12 protein-coding genes are annotated in these 17,479 nt (G+C 60.4%); 11 read left to right on the plus strand and 1 reads right to left on the minus strand.

What is annotated here, in order from left to right:
• Window positions 1-166 precede the first annotated feature (166 nt).
• From A8O26_RS05375 to hemE, 11 genes are all read left to right on the plus strand, one after another.
• Entirely contained in the window at window positions 167-1,231 is a 1,065-nt protein-coding gene (locus tag A8O26_RS05375; protein ID WP_064117091.1) for a pilus assembly protein PilM, read from the plus strand.
• Window positions 1,231-1,797, plus strand: coding sequence for a PilN domain-containing protein (locus A8O26_RS05380; RefSeq protein ID WP_064117092.1), 567 nt, complete (start codon window positions 1,231-1,233; stop codon window positions 1,795-1,797). Before A8O26_RS05375 ends, A8O26_RS05380 begins: the two co-directional genes overlap by 1 nt.
• Window positions 1,794-2,417 carry a type 4a pilus biogenesis protein PilO gene (pilO, locus tag A8O26_RS05385; RefSeq protein ID WP_064117093.1) on the plus strand — a complete coding sequence of 208 codons (624 nt, stop codon included), beginning with the start codon at window positions 1,794-1,796 and terminating at the stop codon, window positions 2,415-2,417. Before A8O26_RS05380 ends, pilO begins: the two co-directional genes overlap by 4 nt.
• Entirely contained in the window at window positions 2,414-2,941 is a 528-nt protein-coding gene (locus tag A8O26_RS05390) for a pilus assembly protein PilP (RefSeq protein WP_064117094.1), read from the plus strand. The genes pilO and A8O26_RS05390 overlap by 4 nt, the downstream gene beginning before the upstream one ends.
• Before the next feature lie 13 nt (window positions 2,942-2,954).
• Window positions 2,955-5,036, plus strand: a complete 2,082-nt coding sequence (gene pilQ / locus A8O26_RS05395) for a type IV pilus secretin PilQ (protein WP_064117095.1) — start codon at window positions 2,955-2,957, stop codon at window positions 5,034-5,036.
• Window positions 5,037-5,040: 4 nt separating this feature from the next.
• Entirely contained in the window at window positions 5,041-5,559 is a 519-nt protein-coding gene (gene aroK / locus A8O26_RS05400; protein ID WP_025110261.1) for a shikimate kinase AroK, read from the plus strand.
• Window positions 5,560-5,710: 151 nt separating this feature from the next.
• Entirely contained in the window at window positions 5,711-6,811 is a 1,101-nt protein-coding gene (aroB, locus tag A8O26_RS05405; RefSeq protein WP_064117096.1) for a 3-dehydroquinate synthase, read from the plus strand.
• 10 nt (window positions 6,812-6,821) lie between these two features.
• Window positions 6,822-8,414 carry an AAA family ATPase gene (locus A8O26_RS05410; protein ID WP_064117097.1) on the plus strand — a complete coding sequence of 531 codons (1,593 nt, stop codon included), beginning with the start codon at window positions 6,822-6,824 and terminating at the stop codon, window positions 8,412-8,414.
• A gap of 350 nt (window positions 8,415-8,764) precedes the next feature.
• Window positions 8,765-13,210 (plus strand): glutamate synthase large subunit, encoded by a 4,446-nt coding sequence (gene gltB / locus A8O26_RS05415; RefSeq protein ID WP_064117098.1) that lies wholly within the window; start codon window positions 8,765-8,767, stop codon window positions 13,208-13,210.
• A 33-nt stretch (window positions 13,211-13,243) separates the two neighbouring features.
• Window positions 13,244-14,662 (plus strand): FAD-dependent oxidoreductase, encoded by a 1,419-nt coding sequence (locus tag A8O26_RS05420; protein ID WP_007909438.1) that lies wholly within the window; start codon window positions 13,244-13,246, stop codon window positions 14,660-14,662.
• A gap of 252 nt (window positions 14,663-14,914) precedes the next feature.
• Entirely contained in the window at window positions 14,915-15,982 is a 1,068-nt protein-coding gene (hemE, locus tag A8O26_RS05425; RefSeq protein ID WP_016983859.1) for a uroporphyrinogen decarboxylase, read from the plus strand.
• A 176-nt stretch (window positions 15,983-16,158) separates the two neighbouring features.
• Here the strand turns inward: hemE and A8O26_RS05430 are convergent, their stop codons facing one another.
• Entirely contained in the window at window positions 16,159-17,385 is a 1,227-nt protein-coding gene (locus A8O26_RS05430; protein WP_437339876.1) for an MFS transporter, read from the minus strand.
• Window positions 17,386-17,479: the final 94 nt, after the last annotated feature.

Below are 17,479 nucleotides of genomic sequence, written 5' to 3' on the forward strand. Positions count from 1 at the left end.
CTACACACAGAACGGCCGCGCAGGCAGTAAAAAGCAGAAAAAAACGCTGGGCATTATAAGCACTTTTCTGCTGGGGGCGTCATTTGCGCTTCTGTCAAGACGGGGTGAAGGAACGCAATGCGTATTACAGAGTCCGTAACTCACGGAAAGTCATAGGGAATTGGTAGTGCTGGGACTCTTCAATAAAAAGACCAATACGTTACTGGGGATCGACATCAGCTCCACGTCAGTGAAGCTGCTGGAACTGAGCCGTCAGGGTGATCGCTACCGGGTCGAGGCGTACGCGGTGGAGCCGTTGCCGGCGAATGCCGTGGTCGAGAAAAACATCGCCGAGCTCGAAGGCGTTGGCCAGGCCCTGAGCCGCGTGCTGGTCAAGGCGCGCACCGGGCTCCGGAGCGTAGCGGTGGCTGTGGCCGGGTCCGCGGTGATCACCAAGATCATCGAAATGGACGCGGGACTGTCCGACGACGAACTGGAAAACCAGCTCAAAATCGAAGCCGACCAATACATTCCCTATCCGCTGGACGAAGTCGCCATCGACTTCGAAGTGCAGGGCGTATCTGCGCGCAATCCCGAGCGGGTCAACGTGCTGCTGGCTGCCTGTCGCAAGGAGAACGTCGAAGTTCGCGAGGCGGCACTTGCGCTCGCCGGTTTGACGGCCCGTGTGGTCGATGTCGAGGCCTACGCCCTGGAGCGTTCGTTCGGTCTGCTCGCCACGCAACTGGCGGCTTCTCAGGAGCGACTGACGGTGGCGGTGGTCGACATCGGCGCGACCATGACCACCCTCAGCGTGCTGCACAACGGCAAGATTATCTATACCCGCGAGCAACTGTTCGGCGGCCGGCAACTGACCGAAGAAATCCAGCGCCGTTACGGCTTGACCATCGAACAGGCCGGGCTGGCGAAAAAACAGGGCGGTCTGCCCGACGACTATGTCAGTGAAGTCTTGCAGCCGTTTCGCGAAGCGCTGGTGCAACAAGTGTCGCGCTCGCTGCAGTTCTTCTTCGCCTCGGGGCAGTACAACGCGGTCGACCACATTCTACTGGCGGGCGGCACGGCGTCCGTGCCGGGGCTGGATCGGCTGATCGAGCAGCGCCTGAACACCCCGACCCAGGTCGCCAACCCGTTTGCCCATATGGCCCTGAGCAGCAAGGTCAATGCCGGGGCGCTGGCCAGCGACGCGCCGGCCCTGATGATTGCCTGCGGGCTCGCGCTCAGGAGTTTTGACTGATGGCGCGGATCAACCTTTTACCCTGGCGCGAGGAGCGTCGCGAAGAGCGGCGCAAACGCTTTCTGCTGGCGCTGACCGGTGTACTGGTCGGTTCGGTGGGGGCGGTATTCATAGCTGATCAGATCATCAGCGCTGCGATTGAACGGCAAGTGACGCGCAACGACTACATCGGCAAGCAGATCGCCGTGGTCGACGAACGGATCAAGCAGATCAGCGAGCTCAAGGCGCGCCGCCAGCAACTGGTCGAACGCATGCGCATCATTCAGGACTTGCAGGGCAACCGGCAGATCAGTGGGCGGATCTTCGATCAACTGGCGCGCACGCTGCCGGATGGCGTGTATTTCACCGACGTGAAAATGGCCGGCAAGACCCTGTCGATCAGCGGTGCCGCCGAGTCGAACAATCGGGTTTCCGAGCTGATGCGCAATCTGGATGCCTCTGACTGGTTCGACGCGCCGAGCCTCAATGAGGTGAAGGCGACGACCGCCGGTCAGGTTGACCAGACCAATACGTTTGAACTGACCGTACGGCAGACCCAGCCGCCAACCCTGGAGGACGCCCAATGAAGCCGTCCGAATGGCTGGATAGTCTGCGCGCCATCGATTTCAACGATCTCGACACCAGCAACATCGGCTCCTGGCCGGCCGCGGTGAAAGCCATCGCCGGCGCGCTGTTGATGCTGCTGGTCCTGGCGCTTGGCTATAACTTTTTCATCAGCGACATGGAAAACCAGCTCGAAGCCAAGCGCGAAGAGGAGGCCACACTCAAGGAGCAATTTGCCAGCAAAGCGCGCCTTTCAGCCAACCTTGAGTTGTACACCCAGCAAATGAAGGAGATGGAAAACACCTTTGGCGTGCTGTTGCGGCAGTTACCCAGTGATACCGAAGTCCCGGGATTGCTCGAAGACATCACCCGCACCGGGCTTGGCAGCGGTCTGGAGTTCGAAGAGATCAAACTGCTGCCGGAGGTCACTCAACAGTTTTACATCGAACTACCGATTCAGATCACCGTCACCGGCGCCTATCACGACCTCGCAACGTTCGTCAGCGGCGTGGCCGGGCTGCCGCGTATCGTCACCTTGCATGATTTCGAACTGGCGCCGGCCAATAAAGAGGGCGGGCCGAAGCTGCGCATGAGCATCCTTGCCAAGACCTACCGCTATAACGACAAGGGGCTGCAGAAATGACCCCGATCCGTTATTTGATCTTGCCGATGACCCTATTGGCATTGAGCGGCTGCGGTGGCGGCAATGACTTTGGCGACCTCGACGCCTACATGAATGAAGTGCGCCTGCGCCCGGCGGGCAAGATCGAACCCACTCCGACTTTCCGCTCCTACCCAACCTTTACCTACAGCGCTGCCAACTTGCGCAGCCCGTTCTCGCGGCAGGTGCGTGTCGATCTGGCCGGACAAAGACACGGCTCGCGCAACGTCAAACCGGACCCCAATCGGGTCAAGCAATACCTCGAAGGTTTCAACATCGAGCAGTTCGAGATGGTCGGCACGATTGCCAATGCCTCCGGCTCTTTCGCGTTGTTGCGCGGGGCAGGCGGGGTTCATCGGTTGAAGGTCGGCGATTACCTGGGGCGCAACGACGGCCGCATCGTGGCCATCAGCGCAACGCAGGTCGATGTGGTCGAAATCGTTCCCGACGGCGAAGGCGCCTGGCTGGAGCGTCCGCGCACCATTCCTTTGAAAGAGCACTCATAGTGGAAGTCGAACAATGAACAGGATTTTCTCCCGCCTCGGTTTTTCGCTATGGATAGCGCTGATGTCGCCGATGGTACTCGCGGCCAATCTGAAGGCGCTCGATGTGGCAGCGTTGCCGGGTGACCGCGTCGAATTGAAGCTGTCGTTTGACGGCCCGCCGCCGCAGCCAAAGGGTTACACCACCGAATCGCCGGCGCGGATTGCGCTGGATCTGCCCGGTGTCGCCAGCCAGTTGGCGAGCAAGAACTTCGATCTGGGCAGTGGTAATGCCCGCACGGCCACGGTGGTCGAAGCCAAGGACCGCACGCGGCTGATCGTCAGTCTTACGCAGCTTGCGCCCTACAACACGCGGGTCGAGGGCAGTAACCTGTTCGTGGTGGTGGGGCAGGGCGCGTCGGCAGCCGCGCCTCGACCTGCCGCCGCAGTGCCGCGCCCTGCCACGGCGGCTGCGGCGCCGGCCAAGGCGTTCGTGCCGAAAACCCGGGCCATTCGCGGCGTGGACTTTCAGCGCGGGACGGCAGGCGAGGGCAATGTGGTCATCGATCTGTCCGACCCGACCATCGCCCCGGACATTCAGGAGCATGACGGCAAGATCATCCTCAGTTTCAGCCGTACACAGTTGCCGGAAAAACTGCGCGTGCGCCTCGACGTCAAGGATTTCGCCACCCCGGTGCAGTTCGTCAATGCCGGTGTGAGCGCTGATCGCACGGTCATCAGCGTCGAACCCAGCGGCACCTACGAGTACTCCACGTTCCAGACCGACAACAAGCTCACCGTCAGCATTCGTCCGATGACGGTCGACGACCTGCAAAAGCGCAATGCCGACCGTCAGGCATACGTCGGTGAAAAGCTTTCGCTGAATTTCCAGGACATCGATGTGCGTTCGGTGCTGCAACTGATCGCCGACTTCACCAACCTCAATCTGGTGGCCAGCGACACGGTGCAGGGCGGCATCACCTTGCGCCTGCAAAATGTGCCATGGGATCAGGCGCTGGATCTGGTGCTGAAAACCAAAGGGCTGGATAAACGCAAGATCGGCAATGTGCTGTTGGTGGCACCGGCGGATGAAATCGCCGCCCGTGAACGCCAGGAGCTCGAGTCGCAGAAACAGATCGCCGAACTGGCGCCGCTGCGTCGCGAACTGCTGCAAGTGAACTACGCCAAGGCAGCGGACATCGCCAAACTGTTCCAGTCGGTCACCAGTGCCGAGGCGAAAATCGATGAGCGCGGTTCGATCACCGTCGATGAACGGACCAACAACATCATTGCCTACCAGACTCAGGATCGTCTCGACGAACTGCGGCGCATCGTGGCGCAGCTGGACATTCCAGTGCGGCAAGTGATGATCGAGGCGCGGATCGTCGAAGCCAACGTCGATTACGACAAGAGCCTGGGCGTGCGCTGGGGCGGCTCGATCCAGAACAAGGGCAACTGGAACACTTCAGGCGTGAGCAACGGCACATCGACCACCATCGGTACGCCGGGCAGCACCAGTACCAACTCGCCGTTCGTCGACATGGGCACCGTGGGCAACACTTCCGGGATTGGCATCGCTTTCATTACTGACAACGTGCTGCTCGATCTTGAGCTGACGGCGATGGAGAAAACCGGTAACGGCGAAATCGTCTCGCAGCCGAAAGTCGTTACCTCCGACAAAGAAACGGCGAAGATCCTCAAAGGCACCGAGATTCCGTATCAGGAAGCCAGCTCCAGTGGTGCGACTTCGGTGTCGTTCAAGGAAGCCTCGCTGTCGCTGGAAGTCACCCCGCAGATCACCCCCGACAACCGCATCATCATGGAGGTCAAGGTCACCAAGGACGAGCCGGACTACCTGAACAAAGTGCAGGATGTGCCGCCGATCAAGAAAAACGAGGTCAACGCCAAAGTGCTGGTCAACGACGGCGAAACCATCGTGATTGGGGGCGTTTTCTCAAATACTCAAAGCAAGGTTGTAGATAAGGTGCCATTTCTTGGCGATGTGCCGTATCTTGGCCGCCTTTTCCGGCGTGATGTGGTTTCGGAGAAAAAATCCGAGCTGCTGGTATTTCTCACACCACGTATCATGAATAACCAGGCGATTGCTGTGAGTCGTTGATTCTGTGCGAAATTTGATACTTGTAGGCCCGATGGGTGCTGGCAAAAGCACCATCGGCCGGTTACTGGCCAAAGAGCTGCGCCTGCCGTTCAAAGATTCCGACAAGGAAATTGAATTGCGCACGGGCGCCAATATCCCGTGGATCTTCGACAAGGAAGGCGAGCCCGGCTTTCGTGACCGTGAGCAGGCGATGATCGCCGAGCTGTGCGCGTTCGATGGCGTGGTGTTGGCGACCGGTGGTGGCGCGGTGATGCGCGATGCCAATCGCAAGGCCCTCCATGAGGGCGGGCGCGTGGTGTACCTGCATGCCTCCGTCGAACAGCAAGTCGGCCGTACCGCGCGCGACCGCAACCGGCCGTTGCTGCGCACCGCCAATCCTGAAAAAACCCTGCGTGATCTGCTGGCGATCCGTGATCCGCTGTATCGGGAAATCGCCGATCTGGTGGTGGAAACCGACGAACGGCCGCCACGCATGGTGGTGCTCGACATTCTTGATCGCCTCGCGCAGCTGCCACCCCGTTAAAGCCTCGCCCGAAATGCGCTATCCTCGGCGTCCTGTCACAGCCGTAGCGGTTGTGGCGGATGGCGTGCGAGCGGCGTCATACCCGCTATAGGCCGCAGACAACCAATAATTCAGGGCAGGACGCCTGCTTCCATCTTCACTGTGGGGACACATGCAGACACTCAAGGTCGATCTAGGCGAGCGCAGCTACCCGATTCATATTGGCGAAGGTTTGTTGGATCAGCCTGAGTTGCTGGCGCCGCATATCCATGGGCGGCAAGTGGCAATCATCTCCAACGAGACCGTTGCGCCGCTCTATCTCGAACGTCTGACCCGCAGCCTGGCGCAGTTCTCGGTGATTTCCGTAGTGTTGCCGGACGGCGAGGCCTTCAAGAACTGGGAAACCCTGCAACTGATCTTCGACGGTCTGCTGACCGCCCGTCATGACCGCCGCACCACGGTGATCGCCCTCGGCGGCGGTGTGATCGGCGACATGGCCGGCTTCGCTGCGGCCTGCTACCAGCGCGGCGTCGACTTCATCCAGATTCCTACCACGTTACTGTCCCAGGTCGATTCGTCGGTGGGTGGCAAGACCGGCATCAACCATCCGCTGGGCAAAAACATGGTCGGCGCGTTCTATCAGCCGAACGTGGTGCTGATCGATACGGCGTCCCTGAAAACCCTGCCAGAGCGCGAGCTGTCCGCCGGTCTGGCCGAAGTCATCAAGTACGGGCTGATCTGCGACGAGCCGTTTCTGAGCTGGCTCGAAGACAACGTCGATGCCCTGCGCGCGCTGGACCAGAAGGCCCTGACTTATGCGATCGAGCGCTCCTGCGCGGCCAAGGCTGCTGTGGTGGGCGCCGATGAGAAGGAAACCGGCGTGCGCGCCACGCTCAATCTCGGCCACACCTTCGGCCACGCCATCGAGACCCACATGGGCTATGGTGTCTGGCTGCATGGTGAAGCGGTTGCGGCTGGCACCGTGATGGCGCTGGAAATGTCCGCGCGTCTGGGCTGGATCAGTGATGCGGAGCGCGATCGCGGCATCCGTCTGTTCCAGCGCGCCGGTCTGCCGGTGGTGCCGCCGTCTGAAATGAGCGAAGCCGATTTTCTTCAACACATGGCAATCGACAAAAAAGTGATCGACGGTCGTCTGCGCCTGGTGCTGCTGCGCCGGATGGGCGAAGCGGTAGTGACCGACGATTATCCGAAAGAGGTTCTACAGGCCACGCTGGGAGCGGATTACCGCGCCCTGGCTCAGCTTAAAGGTTAATAAGATTCCGATGACTAGTTTGCATGCCGACGAGGCGTTTCTCGGCCATTTCCAGTTAAGCCACGACCCCTTCGCGCCGCGGGTGCCGGGCTTCAAATTCTTCCCGGCCCAGCGTAAACCGGTGCTGGGGCAACTGCATCATCTGGCGCGTTATAGCCAGTTGCTGCTGGTCGTCACTGGCCCGCAAGGCAGTGGCAAAACGTTGCTGCGTCAGGCACTGGTGGCCAGTACCAACAAGCAGTCGGTGCAGAGCGTGGTGGTTTCCGCCCGTGGCGCCGGCGATGCTGCTGGCGTGCTGCGCCAAGTGGCTCAGGCACTCAACGTGGCGCAAGCCGAAGTCGGCGCGATTCTGGATCAGGTGGTGCAACTCGCGCTGACCGGCCAGGAAGTCTATCTGCTGGTGGATGACGCCGAGCAGCTCGACGAGTCCGCCCTCGAAGCGCTGATGGCGCTGGGTGCCGGCGCGCCGGAAGGTCGCCCGCACGTATTCCTGTTCGGCGAGTCGTCGTTGATTGCTCAGCTCGAGGCCTTGCAGCTTGAGGAAGAGCGCTTCCACGTCATCGAATTGCAGCCGTACACCGAAGAAGAGACCCGCGAGTATCTCGACCAACGGCTCGAAGGTGCAGGCCGGGGTGTCGAACTTTTCACCGCGGATCAGATCTCTGATATTCACGAAAGCGCCGAGGGTTGGCCGGGCAACATCAACCAGGTCGCTCGCGATGCTCTGATCGAAGTCATGATTGCCAGCCGCTCTGCGGTCAAGCGTCCAAGTATGGGGTTCAACATGCCGAAGAAACACGTATTGGCGATTTCCGCCGTCGTTGTGGTCGCGGTCGCCGCCGCCTGGCTGATGCCGGGTCGCAACAAGGCGCCAACCACCGGCGCACCGGCCAATGAACAGGCGCAGTTGCCGTTGGGCCAGGGCGCAGCCAATGGCGGCGCGCCGAACGTCGAATTCGCCGGTAATACACAACCGATGCCGCTGCCGCTGGTCGGCAACTCGCAACCGGTGATGCGCGGCCCGTTGGCTGAAGCGGCCGGTGGCATCACTGAAGGTGACGACGGCGTGCCGCTCGAAGGCTCCAGCGCAACGCCGCCAACCGTAACGACTTCGGCGCCACCGGCGGGTGTTCCGGCCGGTCCTGCACCGACACCGGTCCCAGCCCCTGCGGCCAAACCGACCCCGGCTCCGACTCAGGTTGCCACCGCCAAACCTGCTCCGGCAGCGCCAGCGGCGAAACCCGCTCCAGCGCCAGCCAAGCCAGTTGCTGCGGCCAAACCGGCCGAGAAGCCGGTTACCGTCGCCAAAGCCGCCGGTGGCAGCTGGTACGCCGGTCAGCCGACCAGCAACTACGTGGTGCAGATCCTCGGCACCAGCTCGGAAACGGCCGCGCAAAGCTTCGTCAAGGAGCAGGGCGGCGAGTACCGTTATTTCAAGAAAGTCCTCAACGGCAAGCCTCTCTACGTGATCACCTACGGCAACTTCGCCAATCGTGATGCAGCCGTTTCTGCCATCAAGGCCTTGCCAGCGAAGGTTCAGGCTGGTAAACCTTGGCCTCGCACTGTCGCCAGCGTCCAACAGGAACTGGCAACAACTCGCTGAAGATTCGGCGGCCTTACCCAGGCCGCCTCTCCAAGCACCTCAAAATTTCTACGAGTGCGCGCCGCCTTCACAGGCCGCGTGCCTTGTGGTGTCTGCGTCACAGTAGTCTTTGAGTCGTTGCGGTCAAAATTAAAAAAGTTTTGACTAGCACAGCATATCGCTTTAAACCTTTCACAAATGCGACATGAATTTGCGACAGTTCGTCGTCAAATTTGTGAGCCTCTGTGTCGCTGTGTACAATGACCACCCTTTTGCCCCTGCTAAGTCGGCGTACGTTCGGCGCGGGATGCAAGTGGTTGAATTGAAAAGAAATTTGCCTCGAAAAGAGGCAGCCTGGTGAGAAAGTGTCTATGAAAGCAGGTCTGTACCAACCAGATGAATTCAAGGATAACTGCGGTTTCGGCCTGATAGCCCATATGCAGGGCGAACCCAGTCATACCCTTTTGACAACGGCCATTGAGGCCCTGACCTGCATGACCCACCGCGGTGGGATTAATGCCGACGGCAAGACCGGTGACGGTTGCGGTCTGCTGATTCAGAAGCCTGATGCCTTCCTGCGCGCCATTGCCCAGGAAACCTTCAGCGTTGAGCTGCCCAAGCAATATGCGGTGGGCATGGTTTTCTTCAACCAGGATCCGGTCAAGGCCGAAGCCGCTCGCGAGAACATGAACCGCGAGATCCTCGCTGAAGGCCTGCAGTTGATCGGTTGGCGCAAAGTGCCGATCGACACCAGCGTCCTCGGCCGCTTGGCCCTTGAGCGCCTGCCACAGATCGAGCAGGTGTACATCGGCGGTGAAGGCCTGAGCGATCAGGACATGGCCGTGAAGCTGTTCAGTGCGCGTCGTCGTTCGTCGGTGGCCAACGCCGTCGACTCCGACCACTACATCTGCAGCTTTTCGCACAAGACCATCATCTATAAAGGCCTGATGATGCCGGCCGATCTGGCTGCGTTCTATCCAGACCTGAGCGACGAGCGCCTGCAAACCGCGATTTGCGTGTTCCACCAGCGCTTCTCCACCAACACCCTGCCGAAATGGCCGCTGGCGCAGCCATTCCGCTTCCTCGCCCACAACGGCGAGATCAACACCATCACCGGTAACCGTAACTGGGCGCAGGCCCGTCGGACCAAGTTCAGCAACGATCTGATGGATCTGGAAGAGCTCGGCCCGCTGGTCAACCGTGTCGGTTCCGACTCGTCGAGCATGGACAACATGCTCGAGTTGATGGTCACCGGTGGTATCGACCTGTTCCGTGGCGTGCGGATGATCATTCCGCCAGCGTGGCAGAACGTCGAAACCATGGACCCGGATCTGCGTGCGTTCTACGAGTACAACTCGATGCACATGGAACCGTGGGACGGCCCGGCCGGCGTGGTCATGACCGACGGTCGTTACGCGGTGTGCCTGCTCGACCGTAACGGTCTGCGCCCGGCGCGCTGGGTCACCACCAAAAACGGTTTCATCACCCTTGCCTCGGAAATCGGCGTGTGGAACTACCAACCCGAAGACGTGCTTGCCAAGGGCCGCGTCGGCCCTGGGCAGATCTTCGCGGTGGACACCGAAACCGGGCAGATCCTCGACACCGATGCGATCGACAACCGTCTGAAATCCCGTCATCCGTACAAACAATGGCTGCGCAAGAATGCCCTGCGCATTCAGGCGACCATGGAAGACAACGACCACGGTTCGGCGTTCTACGACGTCGATCAGCTCAAGCAATACATGAAGATGTATCAGGTCACGTTCGAAGAGCGCGATCAGGTCCTGCGTCCGCTCGGCGAGCAAGGCTACGAAGCCGTGGGCTCGATGGGCGACGATACGCCGATGGCCGTGCTGTCGCAGCGCGTGCGCACGCCGTATGACTATTTCCGCCAGCAGTTCGCGCAGGTCACCAACCCGCCGATCGACCCGCTGCGTGAAGCGATCGTGATGTCGCTGGAAATCTGCCTCGGTGCCGAGCGCAACATTTTCCAGGAGTCGCCGGAACACGCCTCGCGCGTGATCCTCAGCTCGCCGGTCATTTCCCCGGCCAAGTGGCGCTCGTTGATGAACCTCGACCGCCCGGGTTTCGAGCGGCAGATCATCGACCTCAACTACGACGAAAACGTTGGCCTCGAAGCGGCGATCCGCAATGTTGCCGATCAGGCTGAAGAAGCCGTGCGCGCCGGTCGTACCCAAATCGTTCTGAGCGACCGTCATATCGCCCCGGGCAAGCTGCCGATCCACGCCTCGCTGGCGACCGGTGCGGTGCACCACCGCCTGACCGAAAAAGGCCTGCGTTGCGATTCCAACATCCTCGTTGAAACCGCGACCGCCCGTGACCCGCATCACTTTGCGGTGCTGATCGGTTTCGGCGCCTCGGCGGTGTATCCGTTCCTCGCGTACGAAGTGCTGGGCGACCTGATCCGTACCGGTGAAGTGCTGGGCGACCTCTATGAGGTGTTCAAGAACTACCGCAAAGGCATCACCAAAGGCCTGCTGAAGATCCTCTCGAAGATGGGTATCTCGACCATCGCCTCCTACCGCGGAGCACAATTGTTCGAAGCGATCGGCCTGTCCGAAGAAGTCTGCGACCTGAGCTTCCGTGGCGTGCCGAGCCGCATCAAGGGTGCGCGTTTCGTCGACATCGAAGCCGAGCAGAAAGCACTCGCCAGCGAAGCCTGGAGTCCGCGCAAGCCGATCCAGCAGGGCGGTCTGCTGAAGTTCGTCCACGGTGGCGAATATCACGCGTACAACCCGGACGTGGTCAACACCCTGCAAGCCGCCGTGCAGCAGGGCGACTACGCCAAGTTCAAGGAATACACCTCGCTGGTGGACAACCGTCCGGTGTCGATGATCCGCGACCTGTTCAAGGTCAAGACCCTCGATACGCCGCTGGACATCAGTGAAATCGAGCCGCTGGAATCGGTGCTCAAGCGCTTCGACTCCGCCGGTATCTCGCTGGGCGCACTGTCGCCGGAGGCTCACGAAGCCCTGGCCGAAGCCATGAACCGCCTGGGTGCGCGTTCCAACTCCGGCGAAGGCGGTGAAGACCCGGCGCGTTACGGCACCATCAAGAGCTCGAAAATCAAGCAAGTTGCGACTGGCCGTTTCGGGGTAACCCCGGAATACCTGGTCAACGCCGAAGTGCTGCAGATCAAGGTCGCGCAAGGCGCCAAGCCGGGTGAGGGCGGGCAACTGCCGGGCGGCAAGGTCAACGGTCTGATCGCCAAGCTGCGTTATGCAGTGCCGGGCGTAACCCTGATTTCGCCACCGCCGCACCACGACATCTATTCGATCGAAGATTTGTCGCAGCTGATTTTCGACCTCAAGCAGGTCAACCCGAAGGCATTGGTTTCGGTGAAACTGGTAGCTGAAGCAGGCGTCGGCACCATCGCCGCCGGTGTGGCCAAGGCCTATGCGGACTTGATCACCATCTCCGGCTACGACGGTGGCACCGGTGCTTCGCCGCTGACCTCGATCAAATACGCCGGCGCACCGTGGGAACTCGGCCTCGCCGAAACCCACCAGACCCTGCGCGGCAACGACCTGCGCGGCAAAGTCCGGGTGCAGACCGACGGCGGCCTGAAAACCGGCCTCGACGTGATCAAGGCAGCCATTCTCGGCGCCGAGAGCTTCGGCTTCGGCACCGCGCCAATGATCGCGCTGGGCTGCAAATACCTGCGTATCTGCCACCTGAACAACTGCGCCACCGGCGTTGCGACTCAGAACGAGAAGCTGCGCAAGGATCACTACATCGGCACCGTCGACATGGTGGTGAATTTCTTCACCTACGTCGCCGAAGAAACCCGTGAGTGGCTGGCCAAGCTGGGCGTACGCTCCCTCGAAGAGCTGATCGGCCGCACCGATCTGCTGGAAATCCTCGAAGGCCAGACCGCCAAGCAAAACCACCTGGACCTGACGCCGCTGTTGGGCAGCGATCACATTCCGGCAGACAAACCTCAGTTCTGCGGCGTTGAGCGCAACCCGCCGTTCGACAAAGGTTTGCTGGCCGAGAAAATGGTCGAGATGGCTTCGTCGGCGATCAACGACATGAGCGGCGCCGAGTTCGATCTGGACATCTGCAACTGCGACCGTTCGATCGGCGCGCGGATCTCCGGCGAAATCGCCCGCAAGCACGGCAACCAGGGTATGGCGAAAGCGCCAATCACCTTCCGCTTCAAGGGCACTGCCGGTCAAAGCTTCGGCGTGTGGAACGCCGGCGGTCTGAACATGTACCTGGAAGGCGACGCCAACGACTACGTCGGCAAAGGCATGACCGGTGGCAAGCTGACCATCGTGCCGCCGAAAGGCAGCGTCTATAAGACTCAGGAAAGCGCCATCATCGGCAACACCTGCCTGTACGGCGCCACGGGCGGCAAGCTGTTCGCCGCCGGCACCGCAGGCGAGCGTTTCGCCGTGCGTAACTCCGGTGCCCACACGGTTGTGGAAGGCACTGGCGATCACTGCTGTGAGTACATGACCGGTGGTTTTGTCTGCGTTTTGGGCAAGACCGGTTACAACTTCGGCTCTGGCATGACCGGTGGTTTCGCCTACGTGCTCGATCAGGACAACGCCTTCGTTGACCGGGTCAACCACGAACTGGTGGAAATCCAGCGGATCAGCGGCGAGGCGATGGAAGCCTATCGCAGCCACCTGCAAAACGTGCTGAACGAGTATGTCGCGGAAACCGACAGCGAGTGGGGTCGTGAACTCGCCGAAAACCTCGATGACTACCTGCGCCGTTTCTGGCTGGTCAAGCCGAAGGCTGCCAACCTGAAATCGTTGCTTTCCAGCACTCGTGCCAACCCGCAGTGATATGCGCCTGAAGAGTTTGATGAGGTTTTAACAATGGCTGAACGTCTGAATAACGACTTCCAGTTCATCGATGTCGGGCGCAAAGATCCGAAGAAGAAACTGTTGCGTCAACGCAAGAAAGAGTTCGTCGAAATCTACGAACCGTTCAAACCCCAGCAGTCGGCCGATCAGGCCCACCGCTGCCTGGGTTGCGGCAACCCGTATTGCGAATGGAAGTGCCCGGTGCACAACTTCATTCCGAACTGGCTGAAGCTGGTGGCCGAGGGCAACATCCTCCAGGCCGCCGAGCTGTCGCACCAGACCAACACGCTGCCGGAAGTCTGCGGCCGGGTCTGTCCGCAGGATCGTCTGTGCGAGGGTGCCTGCACCCTTAACGACGGCTTCGGCGCGGTGACCATCGGTTCGGTCGAGAAGTACATCACCGACACCGCGTTCGCCATGGGCTGGCGCCCGGACATGTCCAAGGTCAAACCGACCGGCAAACGTGTCGCGATCATCGGCGCGGGCCCGGCGGGTCTGGGTTGTGCCGACGTGCTGGTACGCGGCGGCGTGACCCCGGTGGTGTTCGACAAGAACCCGGAAATCGGTGGTTTGCTGACCTTCGGCATCCCCGAGTTCAAGCTGGAAAAGACCGTGCTGAGCAATCGTCGCGAAGTCTTCACCGGCATGGGCATCGAGTTCCGTCTGAATACCGAAGTCGGCAAAGACGTGACCATGGAACAACTGCTCGCCGAATACGATGCAGTGTTCATGGGCATGGGCACCTACACCTACATGAAGGGCGGTTTTGCCGGTGAGGATCTGCCGGGTGTGTATGACGCGCTGGACTTCCTGATCGCCAACGTCAATCGCAACCTGGGCTTTGAAAAGTCGCCGGAAGATTTCGTCGACATGAAAGGCAAAAAGGTCGTGGTACTCGGCGGTGGCGACACGGCGATGGACTGCAACCGTACTTCGATCCGTCAGGGCGCCAAGTCGGTGACCTGTGCTTATCGTCGTGACGAAGCGAACATGCCCGGCTCGCGCAAAGAGGTGAAGAACGCCAAGGAAGAAGGCGTGAAATTCCTCTACAACCGTCAGCCGATCGCTATCGTCGGTGAAGACAAGGTTGAAGGCGTCAAAGTGGTCGAGACCCGTCTCGGCGAACCGGATGCCCGTGGCCGTCGCAGCCCTGAACCGATCCCGGGTTCCGAAGAGATCATCCCGGCCGACGCCGTGGTTATCGCTTTCGGCTTCCGCCCGAGCCCGGCGCCGTGGTTCGAACAGTTCGAAATCCAGACCGACAGCCAGGGCCGCGTCGTTGCGCCTGAGCAAGGTCAGTACAAGCACCAGACCAGCAACCCGAAAATCTTCGCCGGTGGCGACATGGTGCGCGGTTCCGACCTGGTGGTGACGGCGATCTTCGAAGGCCGCAACGCCGCCGAAGGGATTCTTGATTACCTGGGCGTCTGATTACATTTCAAGCTGAAATGCGATCAAAAATGTGGGAGCAAGTCTGCTCGCGAAAGCGGTCTGTCAGCCAACTTAAATGTTGGATGTGCCGGCCTCTTCGCGAGCAGGCTCGCTCCCACAGTTGTTTTTGGGGGCTGCAAATTCTGTATTCCAACGCAATAAATTGACCCGATAGACAAAAGGCTGACCTGCATCCGTGCCTTTTGCCTCGCGCTCTGAGAAAATGCCCGCACTTTTTTTCCGGATGCCGACATGACTGCCCTGAAGAACGACCGTTTCCTCCGCGCCCTGCTCAAGCAACCCGTTGACGTCACCCCGGTGTGGATGATGCGCCAGGCCGGCCGCTACCTGCCGGAATACCGCGCCAGCCGAGCCCAGGCCGGTGATTTCATGAGCCTGTGCATGAATCCGGAGTTCGCCTGCGAAGTCACGATGCAACCGCTCGACCGCTATCCACAACTGGACGCGGCGATCCTCTTTTCCGACATCCTCACCATCCCCGATGCCATGGGCCAGGGCCTGTACTTCGAGACCGGTGAAGGTCCGCGCTTCAAGAAAGTCGTCAGCACCCTCGCAGACATCGAAGCCCTGCCGATCCCGGATCCGCACAAAGACCTCGGCTACGTCATGGACGCGGTCAGCACCATCCGTCGCGAGCTCAACGGTCGTGTGCCGTTGATCGGCTTCTCTGGCAGCCCTTGGACCCTGGCGACCTACATGGTCGAAGGCGGCTCGTCGAAAGACTTCCGCAAGACCAAAGCGATGCTCTACGACAACCCGCAAGCCATGCACCTGCTGCTGGATAAACTGGCGCAGTCGGTGACCTCGTACCTCAACGGCCAGATCATGGCCGGTGCGCAAGCGGTGCAGATCTTCGATACCTGGGGCGGCAACCTGTCGGCGGCGGCGTACCAGGAATTCTCGCTGGCCTACATGAAGAAAATCGTCAGCGGCCTGATCCGCGAACACGACGGTCGCAAGGTCCCAGTGATTCTCTTCACCAAAAACGGCGGCCTGTGGCTGGAAAGCATCGCCGACGCAGGCGCCGACGCACTGGGTCTGGACTGGACCTGCGACATCGGCAATGCCCGCGCCCGCGTTGGTGACAAGGTTGCGCTGCAAGGCAACATGGACCCGACCGTGCTCTACGCCAAACCGGAAGCGATCCGCACTGAAGTCGGACGCATTCTGGCCAGCTACGGCAAGGGCAGTGGGCATGTGTTCAACCTCGGCCATGGCATCACCCCTGAGGTTGATCCGGAGCATGCCGGTGCGTTCCTGCGCGCAGTGCATGAGCTGTCGGCGCAGTATCACGAGTGATCGCGATCCAATAAAAAACGCCCGGCATATGCCGGGCGTTTTTGTTTCCACAATCCAAAGTCAGACATAGATCAAATGTGGGAGCGAGCCTGCTCGCGAAAGCGGTGGATCAGCAACATTTGCATTAACTGATAAAACGCTATCGCGAGCAGGCCCACTCCTACACGGGTTTTGTATCAGGCCTTAACACCCTGCAATGGCGGCAACTTCGCCAGCTTCAACGCCACCAGCAGCGCAATCAGCAACAGCGCACCAATAAACAGGCCGATGCCATTCCAGCCGCCGAGATGCCAGAACACCCCGCCCGCCGTGCCGGCAATGCTCGACCCAGCGTAATAGCTGAACAGATACAACGACGACGCCTGCCCCTTGGCCTTGGTCGCGCGACGGCCGATCCAGCTACTCGCCACCGAATGCGCGCCAAAGAAGCCAAAGGTGAAGATCAACATGCCGACGATCACCAGCAACAGCGGCGTAAACATCGTCAGCGCGAGACCGGCAAACATCAGTGCAATGGTCGCCCACAACACTTTGCGCCGCCCCAGTTTGTCCGCCAGCGAACCGATCTTCGCCGAGCTGTAGATCCCCGACAGGTACACCACCGACAGCAAACCGACGAACACCTGATCAAGGTTGTACGGCGCCGCCAGCAAGCGATAACCGATGTAGTTGAACAGTGTGACGAACGCGCCCATCAACAGGAACGCTTCAAGGAACAGCAGCGGCAGACCGGCATCGCGAAAGTGCATGGTGAAGCCGTCGAGCAGGCTGCGCGGGTGCAGTGAACGCGAGCGGAAGTTGCGTGATTCCGGAAGGATCTTCCAGAACACCGCCGCCGCGATCATTGCCAGACCGCCGATCACCAGCATCGCCGTGTGCCAACTGACGAAGTCGATCAACACACCGGTGATCAAACGCCCGCTCATCCCGCCAATCGCGTTGCCGCCGATGTACAACCCCATCGCCAGGCCAATGTGCTGCGGATGAATCTCTTCGCTCAGATACGTCATCGCCACCGCTGCCAGGCCGCTCAGCGACAGCCCGATCAGTGCGCGCATGATCAGCACACCTTCCCAACTCGGCATCATTGCACTGGCCATGGTGCACAGCGCTGCCGCGAACAGCGCGGTCACCATCACCGGTTTGCGTCCGACCCGGTCGGAAATCGGCCCGGTGATCAGCAGGCCGATGGCGAGCATGCCCGTGGCCACCGAAAGGATCAGGCTGCTCTGCGCCGCGTTGATCCCATATTCGTGGGACAGCAGCGGCATCATCGGCTGCACGCAATACAACAAGGCAAACGTCGCAAAGCCGCCGCTGAACAACGCCAGCACCGTGCGCATGAACATCGGCGTGCCTTTTTCGATGTAAATCTCTTGCAGCTCGGCGACGACATCGTCCACCGCAGCAGGCGGGACTTCATGAGCTAGGGGCGCGACAGCAGTTTTCACTTCAGACCTCGGAGGGCACGGCCAGGCAGGCAATGAAAAAATCATA

Origin of the sequence: Pseudomonas fluorescens (assembly GCF_001648775.1) — a bacterium.
Taxonomy (GTDB): domain Bacteria; phylum Pseudomonadota; class Gammaproteobacteria; order Pseudomonadales; family Pseudomonadaceae; genus Aquipseudomonas; species Aquipseudomonas fluorescens_M.

Bases quoted from the DNA above. Each gene is read 5' to 3' on its own strand.
- A8O26_RS05380 (WP_064117092.1), top strand. From the start codon at position 1,231: ATGGCGCGGATCAACCTTTTACCCTGGCGCGAGGAGCGTCGCGAAGAG.
- pilO (WP_064117093.1), top strand. From the start codon at position 1,794: ATGAAGCCGTCCGAATGGCTGGATAGTCTGCGCGCCATCGATTTCAAC.
- A8O26_RS05390 (WP_064117094.1), top strand. From the start codon at position 2,414: ATGACCCCGATCCGTTATTTGATCTTGCCGATGACCCTATTGGCATTG.
- pilQ (WP_064117095.1), top strand. From the start codon at position 2,955: ATGAACAGGATTTTCTCCCGCCTCGGTTTTTCGCTATGGATAGCGCTG.
- aroB (WP_064117096.1), top strand. From the start codon at position 5,711: ATGCAGACACTCAAGGTCGATCTAGGCGAGCGCAGCTACCCGATTCAT.
- A8O26_RS05410 (WP_064117097.1), top strand. From the start codon at position 6,822: ATGACTAGTTTGCATGCCGACGAGGCGTTTCTCGGCCATTTCCAGTTA.
- gltB (WP_064117098.1), top strand. From the start codon at position 8,765: ATGAAAGCAGGTCTGTACCAACCAGATGAATTCAAGGATAACTGCGGT.
- A8O26_RS05420 (WP_007909438.1), top strand. From the start codon at position 13,244: ATGGCTGAACGTCTGAATAACGACTTCCAGTTCATCGATGTCGGGCGC.
- hemE (WP_016983859.1), top strand. From the start codon at position 14,915: ATGACTGCCCTGAAGAACGACCGTTTCCTCCGCGCCCTGCTCAAGCAA.